At 71.0% G+C, this 15,076-nt stretch carries 15 protein-coding genes; 2 read left to right on the forward strand and 13 right to left on the reverse strand.

Annotated features, from left to right (window positions below; genetic code table 11):
* Positions 1 to 69: 69 nt before the first annotated feature.
* From ACR3IO_RS06455 to ACR3IO_RS06470, 4 genes are all read right to left on the reverse strand, one after another.
* Positions 70 to 525, reverse strand: a complete 456-nt coding sequence (locus tag ACR3IO_RS06455; protein ID WP_434070350.1) for a hypothetical protein — start codon at positions 523 to 525, stop codon at positions 70 to 72.
* An 81-nt stretch (positions 526 to 606) separates the two neighbouring features.
* Positions 607 to 924: an ArsR/SmtB family transcription factor gene (locus ACR3IO_RS06460; RefSeq protein ID WP_434070351.1), complete on the reverse strand. Its 318-nt coding sequence runs from the start codon at positions 922 to 924 to the stop codon at positions 607 to 609.
* Positions 921 to 1,391 (reverse strand): SRPBCC domain-containing protein, encoded by a 471-nt coding sequence (locus tag ACR3IO_RS06465; protein WP_434070352.1) that lies wholly within the window; start codon positions 1,389 to 1,391, stop codon positions 921 to 923. The genes ACR3IO_RS06460 and ACR3IO_RS06465 overlap by 4 nt, the downstream gene beginning before the upstream one ends.
* Positions 1,392 to 1,508: 117 nt before the next feature.
* Positions 1,509 to 2,150: a GyrI-like domain-containing protein gene (locus ACR3IO_RS06470; protein WP_434070353.1), complete on the reverse strand. Its 642-nt coding sequence runs from the start codon at positions 2,148 to 2,150 to the stop codon at positions 1,509 to 1,511.
* A gap of 131 nt (positions 2,151 to 2,281) precedes the next feature.
* Here ACR3IO_RS06470 and ACR3IO_RS06475 point away from each other — a divergent pair, with 131 nt between their 5' ends.
* Positions 2,282 to 2,749 carry a VOC family protein gene (locus tag ACR3IO_RS06475; RefSeq protein ID WP_434070354.1) on the forward strand — a complete coding sequence of 156 codons (468 nt, stop codon included), beginning with the start codon at positions 2,282 to 2,284 and terminating at the stop codon, positions 2,747 to 2,749.
* A 175-nt stretch (positions 2,750 to 2,924) separates the two neighbouring features.
* Here ACR3IO_RS06475 and ACR3IO_RS06480 read toward each other — a convergent pair whose 3' ends face one another.
* The 5 genes from ACR3IO_RS06480 to ACR3IO_RS06500 form a co-directional block, all read right to left on the reverse strand.
* Positions 2,925 to 3,323 carry a PPOX class F420-dependent oxidoreductase gene (locus tag ACR3IO_RS06480; RefSeq protein WP_434070355.1) on the reverse strand — a complete coding sequence of 133 codons (399 nt, stop codon included), beginning with the start codon at positions 3,321 to 3,323 and terminating at the stop codon, positions 2,925 to 2,927.
* 215 nt (positions 3,324 to 3,538) lie between these two features.
* The gene (locus ACR3IO_RS06485) at positions 3,539 to 5,338 is read right to left on the reverse strand and encodes a glycoside hydrolase family 35 protein (RefSeq protein ID WP_434070356.1); all 1,800 of its coding nucleotides are present in this window, start codon (positions 5,336 to 5,338) and stop codon (positions 3,539 to 3,541) included.
* A gap of 133 nt (positions 5,339 to 5,471) precedes the next feature.
* Positions 5,472 to 6,815 carry an ABC transporter substrate-binding protein gene (locus tag ACR3IO_RS06490; RefSeq protein ID WP_434070357.1) on the reverse strand — a complete coding sequence of 448 codons (1,344 nt, stop codon included), beginning with the start codon at positions 6,813 to 6,815 and terminating at the stop codon, positions 5,472 to 5,474.
* 121 nt (positions 6,816 to 6,936) lie between these two features.
* The gene (locus ACR3IO_RS06495) at positions 6,937 to 7,746 is read right to left on the reverse strand and encodes a carbohydrate ABC transporter permease (protein ID WP_434070573.1); all 810 of its coding nucleotides are present in this window, start codon (positions 7,744 to 7,746) and stop codon (positions 6,937 to 6,939) included.
* 137 nt (positions 7,747 to 7,883) lie between these two features.
* On the reverse strand, positions 7,884 to 8,849 hold the full coding sequence (locus ACR3IO_RS06500) for a carbohydrate ABC transporter permease (protein ID WP_434070358.1): 966 nt from the start codon (positions 8,847 to 8,849) through the stop codon (positions 7,884 to 7,886).
* Between the two features lie 111 nt (positions 8,850 to 8,960).
* Between ACR3IO_RS06500 and ACR3IO_RS06505 the strand changes: the two genes are divergently transcribed.
* Positions 8,961 to 9,998: a LacI family DNA-binding transcriptional regulator gene (locus ACR3IO_RS06505; protein WP_434070359.1), complete on the forward strand. Its 1,038-nt coding sequence runs from the start codon at positions 8,961 to 8,963 to the stop codon at positions 9,996 to 9,998.
* 137 nt (positions 9,999 to 10,135) lie between these two features.
* Here the strand turns inward: ACR3IO_RS06505 and ACR3IO_RS06510 are convergent, their stop codons facing one another.
* The 4 genes from ACR3IO_RS06510 to ACR3IO_RS06525 are packed head-to-tail and all read right to left on the reverse strand — an operon-like array spanning position 10,136 to position 15,076.
* A complete protein-coding gene (locus tag ACR3IO_RS06510; protein WP_434070360.1) occupies positions 10,136 to 11,563 on the reverse strand; it encodes an amidase in 1,428 nt (475 codons plus the stop codon).
* Positions 11,560 to 13,260 (reverse strand): nickel ABC transporter ATP-binding protein NikE, encoded by a 1,701-nt coding sequence (nikE, locus tag ACR3IO_RS06515; protein ID WP_434070361.1) that lies wholly within the window; start codon positions 13,258 to 13,260, stop codon positions 11,560 to 11,562. Before nikE ends, ACR3IO_RS06510 begins: the two co-directional genes overlap by 4 nt.
* Entirely contained in the window at positions 13,257 to 14,120 is an 864-nt protein-coding gene (locus ACR3IO_RS06520) for an ABC transporter permease (RefSeq protein ID WP_434070362.1), read from the reverse strand. The genes nikE and ACR3IO_RS06520 overlap by 4 nt, the downstream gene beginning before the upstream one ends.
* Positions 14,117 to 15,076, reverse strand: a complete 960-nt coding sequence (locus ACR3IO_RS06525) for an ABC transporter permease (RefSeq protein WP_434070363.1) — start codon at positions 15,074 to 15,076, stop codon at positions 14,117 to 14,119. Before ACR3IO_RS06525 ends, ACR3IO_RS06520 begins: the two co-directional genes overlap by 4 nt.

Here is a 15,076-nt window from a genome sequence, read left to right on the forward strand (position 1 = left end):
AGCGCCGGCGAGGCACGCAGCCCGGGCGCCGTCAGCCCTCGGACGGCCGCTCAGCCGGGAACGGCGGGGTCAGCCGTCGGTGGCGACGGCCTCCGAGAACGGATTCGCGCTCGCCCCGCAGAGGTTGCGTCGCACCCACCCCGCGGCATCCGCCTGCGCGAGCTCGCCCGTCCTGACGAGGCGCACGAACTCGATGGCGTCGGCGCTCAGGCGCCCGTCGGCGGTGTCGGGCGCGTCGCGCATCACGTGCACCGTCAGCCACCACGAGATGCGGGCGCCGATGCGTACCGTCACGGCGACGGTGCCGGCGAAGTGCCGCGCCTGCCCGTCGGTGTCGTCGTCGACCCGGGCACGGAAGCCGCGACCCTTCAGGTGGTTGCTGCCGCCCGACGCGGCATCCGTGATCCAGAACACTCCGCGGCGCACGCCGCCGATGCGACCGAGTTCCTTCAGGAAGACCCGATCCGAGTGCCCTCGCGCGGCGAGGCTCGAGACCGATTCGGCGAGGGCGGCGCAGGCGTCCATGCCACTCAGCGTACCGACGGGACAGCGAGCGGATGCCGCAGCGCGGCGCCCACGCGAACGCGCCGTCGCGGCATCCGGGACCTAGAGCCCCTCGGCGATCTCCTTGATCGCGGCGAGGCGGCGGTCCCACTGCGCACCGATGGTCTCGAGGCGGCGTGCGGCGTCGCCCAGTTGGGCGCCGATCACCCGATAGCGCACCTCCCGGCCGACCCGCACGGGCTCGACCAGTCCGACCTGCTGCAGTACGGCGAGGTGCTTGGCGATCGCCTGCCGGGTCACGGGCAGGCGCCCGGCGAGGGCGGACGCCGAGGCATCCCCCTCGCCGAGTGCGGCCAGGATGGACCACCGGGTCTCGTCACCGAGGGCGGCGAACACCGGAACCAGCGTCTCGCTCGTCACGCGTCGCCCTCGAACAGGGCGACGAGCTTGTCGAGTTCGGAGACCCACCCCTCGGCGTGGTCGGCCATGTTCGCGCGCGGGTCGGACGTGCGGTCGAACCCGGTCTCCACGACCGTGAGCTCGGTGCCGTCGGCCACCGCCTCGAGCGTGAACGTGAAGACGGTGGAGTGGTCGTCGAGCTCCTCGGGCAGGTGCCCGGCCGCATCGTCGTTGCCCCACCGGTAGGTGATGAGCCTCGGCGCGTCGACGGACTCGATCGCGAGCGGAACCCGCCCGTAGCCCTCGAACGTGATGCTCCCCCGGGCGCCGGGTCCGGCGCCGTCGAGTTCGGTGCGCCCGAACCAGCGGCTGATCTGCTCGGGCTCGGTGACGGCCCGCCACACCTTGTCGACGGGCGCCGCGATGCGGATGGTGCGTCGCACCGAGTAGGCGGCCTCGTCGATGACGGATGCCTCGTTGTCGGTCATGCTCACGATGATCGTTCCTTTCGCTGGGTCATGCAACTCTTCGGTTGCGTCAATTACTGCAACCTCAGAGTTGCACAAGCTGAACCCAGATGCAACCCCTAGGTTGCATGTACATGCTCAGGCCGCGCGCACCGGCTGCCGCAGCACGGTGCGCAGCTTCTCAGGCGACGTACGGCGCGCATCGCTGAGGTACACCTCGTGGTGCGGTCCGTTGAAGGTCAGGCCGTGCTGCGGCATCCACTCGTCGTGCAGGCGCGCGAGCGTCGGCGCCTCGTCGTCGTACGACCCGATGTGCAGGATCTGCACCGAGCGCCCCTCGTCGAGCTGCTCCAGTCGCAGCAGGTCGAGGGCCGGATTCGGCGCGTCCTTCGCCTTCGCGCGAACCGCGTCGACGGCCGAGGCGACGGCGGCCTCATCGATCCAATCGGGCTGGTTGACGAGCATGGTCCAGCTCCACGCCGACTTGTCGCGCGCGACGAAGGCCGTCGGGTCGTCGGCCGTCCAGAGACCCTCGAGCGGAGCGACCGCGAAGTCGCGGCCCAGCCCCTTCTTGCTCGCGAACTTCACGGTGTACGCCACCCCGAACAGGGCCTCGACCGCCTGGACGTAGGCCGGCGCCGTGTTCGGATCGCCGTGCCCATCGACCGCCAGGTAGCGCATCGGGGGCACGTCGACGATCGAGAACTCCTTCGCCGATGGCGCGTAGAGCTCGCAGCGGGCGCGCTTGACGTCGTACTTCTCCTGCAGCGGCTCGGTCATGCCGCCGAGCGTACGCCCGGCCTCGGACGGATTCCGTCCGGATTCCGCACGGCTGACATCGGCGCCGCACCGGCGTATCGTGGGCGGGTCGGATGCCGGCGGGCCTCGCCGGCCGAACAAAGGGGTCACCGATGGCCGAGCTCTCGCCCATCCAACCGTGCCTGTGGTTCGACAGCCAGGCGCGCGAAGCCATGGAGTACTACGTCGAGGTCTTCCCGAACTCGCGCATCAGGTCGATCGAGCCGTATCCCGACGAGTCGCTCGACGAGCACTTCGAGGGCATGTCGAGCAAGGTGCTGAACGGGCAGTTCACCCTGAACGGCGTCGACTTCGTCTGCCTCGACGGCGGGCCGCTCTTCACCTTCAACGAGTCGATCTCGTTCGTCATCTCGTGCGCCGACCAGGCCGAGATCGACCACTACTGGTCGAAGCTCTCGCACGTGCCCGAGTCCGAGCAGTGCGGGTGGTGCAAGGACCGCTTCGGCGTCAGCTGGCAGGTCATCCCGGCGAACATGGGCGAGCTGACCCGCAGGCCCGAGCAGATCCAGGTGATGATGGGTCAGAAGAAGGTCGTCATCGCCGAGCTCGAGAACGCGTGACGGATGCCGCGGGCGCGATCGGCTCGCGACCGGAACACGGTTCGCGTCGCGTGACGAATGCCGCCCGCGCGATCGGCTCGCGACCGGAACACGGTTCGCGCGCGGGCGCACGCCCCTGGCGGTGTTCCTGCGCGCGAACCGTGTTCCTACGGGCGGACGTCGTACCGCGACTGCGTCAGCGGCCGTTCACGCGGTCGATGCGCATCTCGAGGATCACGCGGTCGGCCTTGTCGGCCGGCGCCTGCTGGGCGGCATTGCCGTAGCGCTTGCCGAGGCGCACGTAGAACGCGCCCTCGGGGTCGGGGATCACCTCGGCCAACTGGCCGCGCACCTCGACGTAGCGCAGCGGGTTCTCGGGGTCGAGCGCCTCGAGCGTCATGTGCGGGTTCCGCTGCAGGTTGCGGAACTTCGCGCGCTTCGTCGTGTGCGTGAAGCGGATGACGCCCGCCTCGGCGTCGAGCTCGAACCACATCGGGTTCACCTGCACGCTGCCGTCGGGGCGCACTGTGGCGAGATGTCCGAAGACGGGGGCGGTCAGGATGCGGTCGGCGTGCTCGTCGAGTTCGATCGTCATACGAGCAGACAACCTCGCGGACGCCGCCCGTATTCCGGTCGGCGCATACGCCGCGTCGCGGGGTCACCGGACGCGCATCCGCCACGTCGCGGCACCGGCGGATGCGCATCGCCACGCGGGAACACGCCTCTCGCCCCGGCGCACGGTTCTCACGGTGCTCCCGCGCCCGAGCCGTGTTCCCGCTCGCGCAGGACGACGCACCGGCCGGGGCGCGCTCAGACCTCGGTGTGGCCCAGCTCGGGGGCCGCGAGCGTGCGCACCGCGGCATCCGTGAACGTCTCGAACTCGAGCACGACGACCTCGTTCGCCCCGACGCGCGTCACCGGCGCCGGCACGATGAGCGTGCGCTGCGGACCGCGCCGCCAGTACCGCCCGAGCAGGAATCCGTTGACCCACACGAGGCCCTTGCCCCAGTGCAGCGTGTCGAGGAACAGGTCGGCCGGTTCGTCGAGCTCGAGCACGCCGCGCGCGAGCACGGGCCCGGCCGGGGTCGCGGCATCCGGCGCCGACACCGTGGACGAGGCGGCGGATGCGGCGGCGGATGCGGCGAGCCCCGGCACGAGATCGAGGTCGATCGGACGCACGCCCCAGCCCGCGAGCGGCTCGCCGTCGAGGGCGACGCCGCCGATGATGCCCTTGTGCTCGCCGAGGCGCGTGCCGTAGTCGACGCGCCCCTGGTCCTCGACGACGAGCGCGAGCTCGCCGCGGGTGTCGGGCAGGGCGATGGAGCGCTCGTGCGCGTCGCGGGCCATGACGCCGACGGGCACGCCGTCGAGCAGCACCCACGCCCGGTCGCGCACCTCCTCGCCGACGGTCAGCACGCCAGGGCCGCCGCGGTCGAGGCGCGTCGTGTAGACGGCGACGCCCCGGTCGTGCCCGAGCTCGTCGAACGTCGGCACCCGCTCGTGGCGGGACGCCTCGCCGAGCGCACCGTCGGCCGCGGCCGAGAGCAGCGACGGACCGACCGCGAGCGGCGCCTCCAGCACGGGCGCGGGGGCGGCGGGGGCGGGCACCTCGTCGGGCACGGGCGCGTACCGCGAGATCACCTCGCGGAACGCCCAGTACTTCTCGGTCGGATGCCCCGCCTCGTCGAGCGGCGCGTCGTAGTCGTAGCTCGTCGTGATCGGCGCGTAGCGACCCTTGTCGTTGGCGCCGTTCGTCAGCCCGAAGTTCGTGCCGCCGTGGAACATGTAGATGTTCACCGAGCCGCCGGCGGCGAGCAGGAGGTCGAGTTCATGGGCGGATGCCGCGGCATCCGTCGTGTGGTGGTGCGAGCCCCAGTCGTCGAACCAGCCGCACCAGAACTCCATGCAGACGAGGGGGCCGGTCGGCTGGAACTCGCGGAGGGTCTCGAGGCGCTCGAGCGTGCGCGAACCGAACGAGCCCGTCATGTGCAGGCCGGGGAGGCTGCCGGCGGCGAGCATCTGCGGCGTCGGCTGGTCGATGGTGGTGAGCGGCACCGTGATGCCCGCCTCGCGCGTGACGCGCACGAGTTCGGCGAGGTACGACGTGTCGGAACCGTAGGCGCCGTACTCGTTCTCGATCTGCACGAAGACGACCGGGCCGCCGACGTCGATCTGCCGAGGTGCGACGATCTCGTACACGTTCCGCAGGTACTCGGTGACGGCGGCGAGGTAGCGCGGCTCGGATCGTCGGATGCCGACCTCGCGGTCGCGGAAGAGCCACGCCGGCAGTCCGCCGTTGTCCCATTCGGCGCAGATGTACGGGCCCGGGCGCACGATCGCGTGCATGCCCTCGGCGGCCACGAGGTCGAGGAAGCGACCGAGGTCGAGCCCGCCGGAGGCCTCCCACTCCCCCTGGTGCGGGGCGTGCCGGTTCCATGCGACGTAGGTCTCGATGGTGTTCAGGCCCATGAGGCGCGCCTTGCGGATGCGGTCGGCCCAGAGGTCGGGGTGCACGCGGAAGTAGTGCAGCGCCCCCGAGAGCACGCGGTGGGGCGCGCCGTCGAGCTCGAAATCGGTCTCGCCGATCGCGAAGCGGCTCTGAGGGTTCACGGGGCATCCGTTCTGGATCTGGCCGGCGGGGCCGGCGGCGGTGGAGCAGTGGAGCAGTGGAGCAGTGGTGCGGTGGAGAGATGGAGAGATGGGCGGGGCCGGCCGGCGAGCCGACCGACCCCGCCCGATCGGGCTACTTGTTGACGCTGAAGCCCTGCTCGTTGCCGTAGTCGACGAGCTGGTCCTGCCAGGCGGCGAGGCCGTCGTTCAGGTCGGCGTTGTTGGCGTAGGACTGACCGACGGTGTCACCGAAGATGCTGTTCGCGTACACCTGGTAGGGCAGGTAGGACCAGCCGGTCGAGACGTCCTTCGAGGCCTGCGTGAGCACCTCGTTGATCTTCTGGCCGCCGAAGTACTCGGACTCGAGGTTCACGAAGTCGGGGTCGTCCAGGTCGGCCGTGGTCGCCGGGAAGCCGCCGCTCGAGAGGAAGACCTCGATCGACGCCGGGTCGGAGTTCAGCCAGCGGAGGAACGCCGCGGCGAGCGCCGGGTTCTCCGACTGCGTGGTGACCGACTGGCCGCCGCCGCCGTTCTCGGCGGTGACGGGCGTGCCGTCGTACGTCGGGATCGGGGCCACGCGCCAGTCGCCCGCGGCATCCGGAACGCTCGACTCGAGCACGCCGGGCATCCACGCGCCGGTCACGAGGGTCGCGATCGAGCCGTCGCCGAGGCCCTGGTACCACTCGTCGGTCCATCCGGGCGTGGTCGAGAGCAGCTTGCCCTCGACGAGCTCGTTCCAGACGCCGGTCCACTTCTGGGTGCCCTCGTCGGTCAGGTCGACGGTGATGTCGGTGCCGTCGATGCCGAACGGGCGGCCGCCGGCCTGCCAGATCATGCTGGTCGTGAAGCCGGCGTCGCCGGTGTCGGCGGTGATGAACTTCGTCGGGTCGGCGGCGTTCAGGTCCTTGGCGGCCTGCACGTACTCGTCCCACGTGGTCGGCACCTCGATGCCGTACTGGTCGAAGACGCTCGCGTTGTAGAACATGGCCATGGGGCCCGAGTCCTGCGGCAGGCCGACGAGCTTGCCGTCGACGTTCACGGCGCCCCAGGTGGACGCGCTGAACTGGTCCTCGAGGTCGCCGAGGCCGTAGCCGCTGAGGTCGACGAGCGAGTCGGAGAGCGCGAACTGCGGGATCGCGTAGTACTCGATCTGCACGACGTCGGGCGCGCCCGAGCCCGCCTTGATGGCGTTCTGCAGCTTCGTGTACTCCTCGGTGTTGGTGCCGGCGTTCACGAGCTCGACGTCGACGTTCGGGTACGCCTCCTCGAACGCGGCGACCTGCGCCTCGGCGCTGGGGGTCCAGCTCCAGTACGTCAGCTTGCCGCCCTTCTCGAGCGCGGCATCGAGGTCGGATGCCGAGTCGGACGCGGTCGATCCGCCGTCGCCGCCCGAGGAGCAGGCGGCGAGCGTGCCGATGAGGGCCGCAGCTGCGACGACCGAGAGGGTCCGCCTGACGGCGGAGCGAGCGATGCTCATGGTGGTTGTTCCCTTCACTTCGTTGTGTCTTCGTTGTGTGCCATGTGGTTCCGGGGCAGGACGCTCCGGGTGAGCGGATGGTGCGTGGTTGGGTCGTGCGACGCCGCGCAGTGCCGCTCGGTCACTGCTTGACGCTTCCGGCGCTGAGCCCCGACTGCCAGAACCGCTGCAGGCCGAGGAACGCGACGACGATGGGGACGATGGTCAGGAGCGAGCCCGTGATCACCAGGTTGTAGATGGGCTGGGCGCTGACGCCGGTCGCCTGCGCGCTCCACTGGTTCAGGCCCACGGTGAGCGGGTACCAGGTGGGGTCGCTCAGCATGATCAGCGGCAGGAAGTAGTTGTTCCAGGTCGCGACGACCGTGAACAGCAGCACCGTGACGATGCCGGGGGCCAGCAGGCGGATCGAGATCGTGAAGAACGTGCGGAACTCCCCCGCGCCGTCCATGCGGGCGGCCTCGAGCAGTTCGGTCGGCACCGAGTCGACCGCGTAGACCCAGATCAGATACAGCCCGAACGGGCTGATGAGCGACGGGATGATGATCGCCCACGGCGTGTTCGTGAGGCCCAGCTGGCTGAACATGAGGAACGTCGGCACCGCGAGCGCGGTGCCGGGCACGGCGATCGCGCCGAGCACGACCGCGAACACGGCCTTGCGCCCCGTGAAGCGGAACTTCGCCAGGCCGTAGCCCGCGAGCGTGGCCAGCAGGGTCGCGCCGCCCGCGCCGACGATGACGTAGAGCAGCGTGTTGCCGAACCAGCGGAGGAAGATGCCGTCCTTGTAGGTCAGCGTCTCGTAGATGTTCTGGAACAGCACGAAGTCGTCGTCGAACCAGAGCCCGAAGCTCGAGAAGAGGCCCGCCTGGGTCTTGGTCGAGTTGATCACGAGCCACACCAGCGGCACGAGGCTGTAGACCACGAAGATGCCCATCAGCAGCGTGAACGCGACCGACTTGCGAGGGCGCAGGGGCGAGGAGTACTTCGGGCGATACGAGCGCCGGGAGCGGGCGCCGGAGCCGCTGCGGCCGGCCGCGGCATCCGCCGTGGTCATGGCCTCGGTCATGGTGCTCATCGCTCTTCCTTCCTCGAGCCGCGAAGTTGCACGACGTAGGCGATCACCGCAGTGAACACGCCCATGACGATCGCGACCGTGGCCGACGCGTTGTACTGCTGGCCTGCGAACGAGAGGTTGTAGGCGTACATGTTGGGCGTGAAGTAGGTGGTGATGATGTTCGGGGCGAGCGTGCGCAGGATGTTCGGCTCGTTGAACAGCTGGAAGCTGCCGATGATCGAGAAGATCGTGGCGATGACGATGGCGCCGCGGAGGGCCGGCAGCTTGATGCCCGTGACGACGCGCATGGGGCCCGCGCCGTCGAGCTCGGCCGCCTCGTAGAGGTCGGTCGGGATGACCTTCAGCGCCGAGTAGAAGATGAGCATGTTGTAGCCCACGAACTCCCAGGTGACGATGTTGCCGATGGAGACGAGGATCCACTCGCGGGCGAAGGGCGTCAGCACGGTCGAGCCGAGCCAGTCGTTGATGTTCGCCGCGAGGCCGAAGTTGTCGCCGTAGATGAAGCCCCACATGAGCACGGCCACGACCGCGGGCACCGCGTAGGGCAGGAAGATCGCGATGCGGAAGAAGCCCGACGCGTGCAGTCGCGCGCTGTCGATGGCGAGGGCCGCGACGAGCGCGAGCCCGAGCATGACCGGCACCTGGATGAGCAGGAACAGGGTGACGCGGCCGAAGCCCTCCCAGAACTGCGGGTCGACGAACAGCTCGAGGTAGTTCTCGAAGCCCACGAACGCGTTGCCGCCGACGAGCTGCTCGCGGTAGAGGCTGAGGTAGATCGAGTACGCGACCGGCGCGATGAAGACGAGCAGGAACACGACGAGGAAGGGCGCGACGAACGCGAGGCCCTTCCATTCGCTGCGGGTGCGGCCGCGCGCGCCGCGGCGGCCCGTGTCGCGTCGACGGGGGTCGGATGTCGCGGCGGGGCCGGGGGCCGGAACCACTGCTGGGGACGTCGTTGTCATCGGATCTTTCCAATCAGGGAGATGTTGACGTCAACATCTCGCGAGGACACCGTAGCATGTTGACGTGAACATGCGCCACTCTCCAAGATGAGGCGCACGAAGGAGACCGACATGACGACCACCACCGGCCGGACGCCGGCGCCCGGGCGCCGCCGAGGGCCGTCCATGGCCGATGTCGCCCGCGAGGCGAACGTCTCCGGCCAGACCGTGTCGCGCGTCTCCAACGAGCGCGACAACGTCGACGCCGCCACCCGCGACCGCGTGCTCGCCGCGATGGCCAAGCTCGGCTACCGCCCCAACAGCGCCGCCCGCGCCCTGCGCACCGGGCGCTTCCGCAGCATCGGCGTCATCATGTTCACGCTCTCGAGCTTCGGCAACATGCGCACCCTCGACGCCATCACCACGGCCGCCACCGACGCCGGCTACTCGCTCACCCTCATCCCCGTGCCCCACCCGACCAAGGGCGAGCTGTCGGTCGCGTTCGACCGGCTCGCGGATGCCGCGGTCGACGGCGTCATCCTCATCGTCGAGGCTCACCTGCTCGACGAGTCCGACGTCGAACTGCCCGACGGGCTCCCGGTCGTCATCGTCGACTCCTCGGGCAACGAGCGCTTCCCCGCCATCGACACCGACCAGGCGCACGGCGCCCGCCTCGCCGTGCAGCACCTGCTCGACCTCGGGCACGAGACCGTCTGGCACATCGCCGGCCCCGACCGCTCGTACTCCGCCGCACGACGCCGCGAGACGTGGGCCGCCACGCTCGCCGAGCGCGGCGCCGAGGTGCCGCCCGTGCTCGAGGGCGACTGGTCGACCGAGTCGGGCTACGAGCTCGGCCTCGAGCTCGCGGCGAATCCCACCGTGACCGCGATCTTCGCCGCGAACGACCAGATGGCGCTCGGCGTGCTGCGTGCCATGCACGAGTCCGGGCGGCAGGTGCCGGGCGACGTGAGCGTCGTCGGCTTCGACGACATGTCGGAGTCGAGCAGCTTCTGGCCGCCGCTCACCACCGTGCACCAGTACTTCGGCGAGGTCGGACGACGATCGGTCGAGGCGCTCCTGCACGAGGTCGAGGTCGGCGAGCGCCGCGCCAACTCGCTCGTCGACGTCCAACTCGTCGTGCGGCAGAGCACCGCGCCGCCGCGCCGCTGAGCGGGGCGCCCGCTCGCCCACCACGCGGCATCCGCCCGCCGCCTTCGCGTGCCCGTCGCGCGGACGCGAATGGTCGCTTCAGGCGCCCGCAAGCGACCATTTGCGTCCGCGGCCGCGGACGACGGCGTCGCCGCGGGTCAGGCGGATGCCGCCGCGCGGGCCGGCTCGACCGGGGTGAGCACGCCGAGGGCGGCCTCGACGTCGCGGGCCGCCGCGAGCGCGATGTGGTCGCCGTGCATCGGGCCGATGAGCTGCACGCCCGTCGGGATCCCCTCGTCGTCGAGCCCGGTGGGCAGCGCGACCGAGGGCAGCCCGAGGAAGTTCACGGCGACGAGCAGCCGGTGATCGCTCCAGAGTTCGGTGGTCGCGGCCGGACCGGAGAGGTCGACGCCGATGTGCGGCATCCGCCTCGTGGAGACCGGCCCGAGCACGATCGGGTGCTCCGCCTGGAATCGCGCCCACGCGGCCGCGACCACCACCCGGCGGGCCCACGCGCCGCCGTACTCGTCGCCCTCGAGCACGCGCGTCTCGGAGGCGTTGTCGAGGAAGTAGCGGGTGGCGCCGTCGCTGAGCGGCGCGGGCAGTCCGCCGGGCTGGAAGGCGCCGACCATCTCGGTCACCGAGAGCTGACGCCACATGACGGCGGCGTCCTCGAGCATGGGTGGCTCGGCGTCGACGACCTCCCAGCCGGCGGCGGCGAGCGCAGTCGCGGCGCGCTCGATCGCCTCGGCGACCTGCGGCTCGACGCCCCACCCGAGCGGATCGCGCACCACGGCGACGCGGCGCACGCCCTCGTAGGTCGACGGATGCGGCACCGTCACGGCGAGCGGGTCCCGTCCGTCGGCGCCGTGCACGAGTGAGAACGCCAGGTCGAGGTCGTCGACGTGCCGCGCGATCGGGCCGTTCACGGCGAACAGCTGCAGCGAGAGCGGCAACGGCTCGACCACCGCGGTGGGAGCGGGCACGCGCCCGGCCGACGGGCGGAGCGCGCACACGCCGGCGGCGTACGCGGGCAGTCGCAGCGAGCCGCCGTAGTCGTTGCCGAGTCCGAGGGGCGCCATGCCGGTCGCGACGATCACGGCGTCGCCGCCGCTGGACCCGCCGGGCACGCGCTCGGGGTCCCACGGGTTGGTCGTGCGGCCGAACAGGTCGTTCACGGTGTCCCAGCGCAGGCCGAAGTCGGGCATGTTGCCGCGGGCGATCGGGATCGCGCCGGCCGCGAGCAGGCGCTCGACCATCGTGGCGTTCTCGGCCGGGACCGCCTCAGCGAGGAAGGTCCAGCCCTGCGTCGACGCCGACCACGTGAGGTCGATGTTCTCCTTCACGCTGAAGGGCACGCCTGCGAGCGGTCCGACCTCCTCGCCGGCGGCGACGCGGGCGTCGATCGATGCGGCGAGGTCGCGTGCACGGTCGGCGAACACGACGGTCGCGGCGCCGACGGCGGGGTTCACGGCGTCGATTCGCGCGAGATGCGCCTCGATCACGGCGAGCGCGGTGGTCTCGCCGGCACGCACGCGGCGCGCGATCTCGCGGGCGCTGAGCTGCCAAAGGGACGTGTCGGTCATGGGGTGGTTCCTTCCTGGCGGACGATTCGCGTCGTCGAGGTCGCGACGCTGGGCAGTGCACCGGTTCGGGCGGGGCGCCGGCGTCGCGGCACCCAGCCCTCGCGGGGGATCGAGTCGAGCAGCATCACGGTGTACTCCTCGGTCGGATGCTCGAGCACGTCGGCGATCGGGCCCTGCTCGACGACGACTCCCGACCGCATGACGACCACCTCGTCGCACAAGCGTCGCACGGTGTTCAGGTCGTGCGAGATCATCAGCAGCGCGACGCCGGTGGATCGGCGGATGCCGTCGAGCAGCGTCAGCACCTCGACCTGCGTCGTCACGTCGAGCGCCGACACCGCCTCGTCGAGCACGAGGATCTCGGGATCGGCGGCGAGCGACCGCGCGATCGTGACCCGCTGGCGCTGTCCGCCCGAGAGGGCGCGCGGGTACCGATCGGCCAGTTCGGGGTCGAGCGCGACGTTCGCGAGCAGCTCCCCGACGCGCTCGGCGAGCTCGGCGCGAGCGGCCTTCGGCCGGTGCAGGGCGACGGCCTCGGTGAGGCACTGACGTACCGTCTGCCGGGGGTCGAGCGACTGGTACGGATCCTGGAAGACCATCTGGGCGATGCGCGCGCGGCGACGACGACCGCGTGCGCCGCGGGCTGGACGGGTCCAGTCCTCGCCCTTCACGACGACCGATCCGGCATCCGGGGTCTCGAGGCCGCAGATGATGCGCGCGGTCGTCGACTTGCCCGATCCGCTCTCGCCGACGATGCCGAGCGAGCCGCCGGGCGCGAGGGCGAATCCGACCCCGTCGACGGCGACGAACTCGTCGTGTCCGAACCCCGTCGCGGCACGCACCTGGAAGGCCTTGCGCAGTCCTTCGACGCGCAGGATCGGCTCGGCCTGCTCCTCCGGCGGACGAACGCCGTCGCCGGGCAGCGACGCCGAGAGGAGCCGGATCGTGTACGGATCGCGCGCATCGCGCCGCATCGTCGCCGCGGGCAGCGTCTCGAGCGTGCGCCCGCCGTTCATGACGACGACGCGGTCGCACACGGCGCCGGCCAACGGGAGGTCGTGGGTGATGAACAGCATGGCCAGGTCGCGGTGCCGTCGGAGGTCCGCGATGACGGCCATGACCTCCTCCTGCGTGGTCACGTCGAGCGCCGTCGTGATCTCGTCGGCCAGCAGGATGCGCGGATCCATCGCGAGCGTCGCGGCGATCATGACGCGCTGGAGGAGGCCGCCCGACAGGTCGCCCGGTCGCTGCCGCATGCGCCGAGAGGGGTCGGGCACGCCGACCTCGTCGAGGAGGTCGATCGCGCGCCGGGCCGCGGCATCCGCTCGCTCGCCCGCGACCGACACCAGCGCCTCGGTCATGAAGTCGCCGATCGTGCGGAACGGGTTGAGGTGGGCGCGCGGGGTCTGGAAGACCATGCCGATGCGACGGGCGCGCACCTCCCGAAGGCGTGCGGCGGGCATGAGCGAGACGTCCTCGCCGTCGATGCGAATGGTGCCGCCGACGCTGAAGCCGTCGGGCAGGAGCCCGGCCACGGCACGGGTCGAGAGGGTCTTGCCCGAGCCCGACTCCCCCACCAGGCCGACCGCCTCGCCGGCGTGCACCGACAGGGTGGCGTCGTGCACGAGCGTGCGCGATCCCGTCGCGGCCGACGTGGCGATCGACACGCCCTGCAGTTCCAGCACGACCTCGCTCATCGTTCGCCTCCCTCTGACCAGGCGGTCACCCTCGCGCCGAGCACGTTCACGGCGAGCACGGTCAGCACGACGAACAGCGCCGGGAACATCGACTGCTCGGGGGCTCCCGCGATGAGCGCCGGCTGGCCGCCCGCGATCATCACGCCCCAGTCGGATGACGGCGGCTGGGCGCCGAGCCCGAGGAACGAGATCGCGGCGAGGTCGAGCATCGCGTAGCCGAATCCGATCGTCGTCTGCGCGAAGAGCGCGGGCAGGAGAGCGGGCACGAGGTGCCGGAAGCAGATCGCCGCCGACCCGACCCCCTGGATGCGCAGGGCCGCCATGTACGGCTTGCCGAGTTCCTGCCGGGCGCCCGCACGCACGAGCCGCGCGACGATGGGGATGTAGGCGATGGCGAGCGCGAGCGTCGGCGCCAGCAGTCCCTTGCCGAACATCGCGACCGCGAGCACGGCGAGCACGAGGCCCGGGATGGCGAAGATCAGCTCGATGACGCGCGACGCGATGCCGTCGACCACGCCGCCGAACCAGGCCGCGGCGATGCCGAGCGCGGCCCCGGTGAGGCTCGAGGCGATGACGACGATCACCGGCCCGACCACGCTCGGGGCGGTGCCGACGAGCACGCGCGAGAGGATGTCGCGACCGAGGTCGTCGGTGCCGAACGGGTGCTGCAGGCTCGGCGCGCCCGACGGCGGCCCGACGTAGATCGCGTTCGGGTCGTAGGGCGCGAGCGCCGGGCCGAACACGGCCATGACGGCGACGCCCAGCATCACGACCGTCGCGGCGATGACGAGCGGGTCGTGCGTGGCCGCCCGTCTGACGACGGACGCGACGCGGCCGCCGGCGAGCTGTGCGACGCTCATGCGTTCCTCCTCGGCTTGGCGCTGTCGGGATCGATCACGGCGATCGCGATGTCGGCGACCGCGTTCAGCACCACGAACACGACCACGAGCAGCAGCGAGATGACCTGCACGACCGGGAGGTCCTTGCGGGCCGCGGCCTCGGTGAGCAGCGACCCGAGGCCGCCGATGCCGAACGCCTGCTCGGCGATCGCCGAGGTGGCGAACAGCCCGGCGACCGTCACGCCCGACACCGCGAGGATCTGCGGCGACGCGTTCAGGAACACATGCCGGCGGAAGATCTGCGCACGCGGGATGCCGCGCACCCTGGCGGTGTCGACGTGCTCGGCGTGCGATTGGGCCACGACCGCACCCCGCGTGATGCGACTGAAGAACGCGATGTACAGCACCGCGAGCGAGATGGCCGGCAGCGTGAGGTGGTACAGGCTGTCGAGGAGGCCCTCGCCCGCCCCGTAGACGGGGAACCAGCCGAGCACCCGGGCGAAGACCCAGATCAGCAGGATCGAGACGACGAACGTGGGCATCGCCATGCCGATCGACGTGCCGATGAGCACGGCGCGGTCCGCCCTCGGTCCGCGCGTCGCCGCGAGGATGCCGGAGCCGATGCCGAACACCGCGATGAGCACCGCCGTGTACACGACGAGCAGCACGGTCACGCCGATGCGCGGTTCGATGAGCGCGGCGACATCCGTCTTGTAGACGAACGACGTGCCGAGGTCGCCCGTGAGCACCCCGCCGACCCAGTGCAGGTACTGCTGCCACACGGGGTCGTCGAGGTGGTGCTGGGCGCGGATCGCCTCGATGAGCTCGGGCGTGGGGCGGATGCCGCCGGCGAGGGCCGAGACCGGGTCGCCGGGGGTGAGCAGCACCGCCGAGAAGATGACGACGCTGGCCAGGAACAGGGTGAGCAGGAGCTCGCCGAGCTTGCCGGCCAGCTGTCGCACCATTCGCGCGTTCAT

Source organism: Agromyces sp. Marseille-Q5079 (assembly GCF_051016555.1).
Taxonomy (GTDB): domain Bacteria; phylum Actinomycetota; class Actinomycetes; order Actinomycetales; family Microbacteriaceae; genus Agromyces.

What these genes read in the sequence shown, in the direction of transcription:
- ACR3IO_RS06455 (WP_434070350.1), bottom strand. Translation starts at nt 525, where the DNA reads ATGGACGCCTGCGCCGCCCTCGCCGAATCGGTCTCGAGCCTCGCCGCG.
- ACR3IO_RS06465 (WP_434070352.1), bottom strand. Translation starts at nt 1,391, where the DNA reads ATGACCGACAACGAGGCATCCGTCATCGACGAGGCCGCCTACTCGGTG.
- ACR3IO_RS06470 (WP_434070353.1), bottom strand. Translation starts at nt 2,150, where the DNA reads ATGACCGAGCCGCTGCAGGAGAAGTACGACGTCAAGCGCGCCCGCTGC.
- ACR3IO_RS06475 (WP_434070354.1), top strand. Translation starts at nt 2,282, where the DNA reads ATGGCCGAGCTCTCGCCCATCCAACCGTGCCTGTGGTTCGACAGCCAG.
- ACR3IO_RS06480 (WP_434070355.1), bottom strand. Translation starts at nt 3,323, where the DNA reads ATGACGATCGAACTCGACGAGCACGCCGACCGCATCCTGACCGCCCCC.
- ACR3IO_RS06490 (WP_434070357.1), bottom strand. Translation starts at nt 6,815, where the DNA reads ATGAGCATCGCTCGCTCCGCCGTCAGGCGGACCCTCTCGGTCGTCGCA.
- ACR3IO_RS06495 (WP_434070573.1), bottom strand. Translation starts at nt 7,746, where the DNA reads ATGGGCATCTTCGTGGTCTACAGCCTCGTGCCGCTGGTGTGGCTCGTG.
- ACR3IO_RS06500 (WP_434070358.1), bottom strand. Translation starts at nt 8,849, where the DNA reads ATGACAACGACGTCCCCAGCAGTGGTTCCGGCCCCCGGCCCCGCCGCG.
- ACR3IO_RS06505 (WP_434070359.1), top strand. Translation starts at nt 8,961, where the DNA reads ATGACGACCACCACCGGCCGGACGCCGGCGCCCGGGCGCCGCCGAGGG.
- ACR3IO_RS06510 (WP_434070360.1), bottom strand. Translation starts at nt 11,563, where the DNA reads ATGACCGACACGTCCCTTTGGCAGCTCAGCGCCCGCGAGATCGCGCGC.
- nikE (WP_434070361.1), bottom strand. Translation starts at nt 13,260, where the DNA reads ATGAGCGAGGTCGTGCTGGAACTGCAGGGCGTGTCGATCGCCACGTCG.
- ACR3IO_RS06520 (WP_434070362.1), bottom strand. Translation starts at nt 14,120, where the DNA reads ATGAGCGTCGCACAGCTCGCCGGCGGCCGCGTCGCGTCCGTCGTCAGA.
- ACR3IO_RS06525 (WP_434070363.1), bottom strand. Translation starts at nt 15,076, where the DNA reads ATGAACGCGCGAATGGTGCGACAGCTGGCCGGCAAGCTCGGCGAGCTC.